Origin of the sequence: Serratia sp. BW106 (assembly GCF_002607755.1) — a bacterium.
Classification (GTDB): Bacteria; Pseudomonadota; Gammaproteobacteria; order Enterobacterales; family Enterobacteriaceae; genus Serratia; species Serratia proteamaculans.
In genome coordinates this window covers 4037-4614 of the sequence record NZ_MCGS01000044.1, presented here as the reverse complement: position 1 = coordinate 4614, position 578 = coordinate 4037, and the positions used below count along the sequence as shown (strand labels likewise).

Below are 578 nucleotides of genomic sequence, written 5' to 3'. Positions count from 1 at the left end.
TTTAGCCAGAACGGTGGTGATCGCTGCAGTCAGGGTAGTTTTACCGTGGTCAACGTGGCCGATAGTACCGACGTTAACGTGCGGTTTTGTACGTTCAAACTTTTCTTTAGACATCGATTGTCCCTCTAAGACACGGATAAATCGGTGGTATCACCACATCAACCAAGCAGTTGCTTGTTGAATCCAGAACAGAAAGAAAATCAGGGGGCGAGAGAATAAGAAGTGGTGCTGATAGGCAGATTCGAACTGCCGACCTCACCCTTACCAAGGGTGCGCTCTACCAACTGAGCTATATCAGCACATCTTGGAGCGGGCAGTGGGAATCGAACCCACATCATCAGCTTGGAAGGCTGAGGTAATAGCCATTATACGATGCCCGCATCCTGGAACTCGGCTACCTGACTTTTCTGTAGAATTTTTAGGTGGGAGAAGGATTGTTCGTCGCTTTACTCTCACCCTTCGGGCCGGCTACGCAATGGGCTGCACAACTCGAACCTTGCTGAAGGCTTTCGCCTTCCCCTTCCGCAGATTAACCGTTGCGAGTTTATCGCTGGCCGGTTAGTTGCCGAAGGCAAGAT

At 50.3% G+C, this 578-nt stretch carries 1 protein-coding gene, 2 tRNA genes and 1 other RNA gene; all 4 read right to left on the bottom strand.

Going from position 1 to position 578, the window contains the following annotated elements; genetic code table 11:
- On the bottom strand, positions 1–114 hold a 114-nt coding region (locus BEI65_RS23590), incomplete at its 3' end, for a GTP-binding protein (protein ID WP_021280608.1).
- A 109-nt stretch (positions 115–223) separates the two neighbouring features.
- Positions 224–299 (bottom strand) — tRNA-Thr (locus BEI65_RS23585).
- Between the two features lie 6 nt (positions 300–305).
- Positions 306–380: transfer RNA gene (locus BEI65_RS23580), tRNA-Gly, on the bottom strand.
- A 37-nt stretch (positions 381–417) separates the two neighbouring features.
- A non-coding RNA gene (locus BEI65_RS23575) (RtT sRNA) lies at positions 418–533 on the bottom strand.
- Positions 534–578: the final 45 nt, after the last annotated feature.